Genomic DNA, 1,010 nt, shown 5'->3' on the forward strand with positions numbered 1-1,010 from the left:
GGCCAGAGGGGGGTAGAAGCGCTGAGGCAAGTAAAGAGAGAGCCATGCTAAAGGCATGCGTTTTTCGGCTTCGCTTTGTCAATCCTGCAGCACGCCGCCGGCGTCTTCCAGCGCCTCGCGGGTGTCGACATCGATCGACGCGCCGTCGCCGATCTCGACGTCGATGACATCGAGTCCCTCGGCCTCGACCAGATGGCGGGCGCCGGTGTCGCCCTCGAGGTGAGCGATGCCTCCAAACAGCGCGCGTGGCAGCAGCACCGGATTGCCGCGGCGGCCGTCATGGGCGGCACGCACCACTGAGCGGCCGCCGTCCCTACGGAAGGCCTCGATCAACCGGTCGAGATCGGCCGATGAGATACCCGGCATGTCGCCGAGGACGATCATGGCGCCGGCCGCCTCGGCTCCAACGCGGGCAATGCCGGCTTTTAGAGACGAGGACAGGCCGTCGGCAAAATCCGGATTGTCGGCGAAGATCACGTCGAGGCCGGTCAAGGCTTGGTGCACCCGCTCACGCTGGTGGCCGGTGACGACAACGGTGCTGGTTGCCTTCGAGGCCAGTGCGCGCTCGACTGTCCGGCGCACCAGCGGTTTGCCGTCGAACAGCGCCAGAAGCTTGTTCGGCCCGCCCATGCGGCTGGAGCGACCGGCGGCCAGAAGCACGATCTCGACCTTCAGCCCGGCTCTCGCCGGCAGCGGCTCGCGCGGCTGCGGCCGGGTCGGGATTTCCATCAAGAGGCCGCCAACGCCCATGCCGGCGATGTCCTTGGCGGTGACGTCGAGGCCGGCGATCAGCCTGTCGAGCACCCAATCGAAACCGTTCTCCTTGGGGCTGCGGGCGCAACCGGGCGCGCCGATGACGCGCTTGCCGTCGAGCGTGCCCAGCACCAGCAGATTGCCGGGATCGACGGGCATGCCCGCGCGGATCACCGTGCCACCTGCTGCCTCGATCGCCGCCGGAACGACATCGTTGAAATCGCTCATCGCCGAGGCGCCGAAGATCACCACCATGT

The 1,010-nt window shown here is 67.4% G+C and carries 1 protein-coding gene; it reads right to left on the reverse strand.

Features of this window, described 5'->3' with window-relative positions; translation table 11 throughout:
• Window positions 1-78: 78 nt before the first annotated feature.
• Window positions 79-1,010: NTP transferase domain-containing protein (locus NKI61_RS32800; protein WP_352842420.1), on the reverse strand; the 932-nt coding region annotated here is incomplete at its 5' end.

Source organism: Mesorhizobium sp. M0514 (assembly GCF_040321145.1).
In the GTDB taxonomy this organism is placed as follows: domain Bacteria; phylum Pseudomonadota; class Alphaproteobacteria; order Rhizobiales; family Rhizobiaceae; genus Mesorhizobium.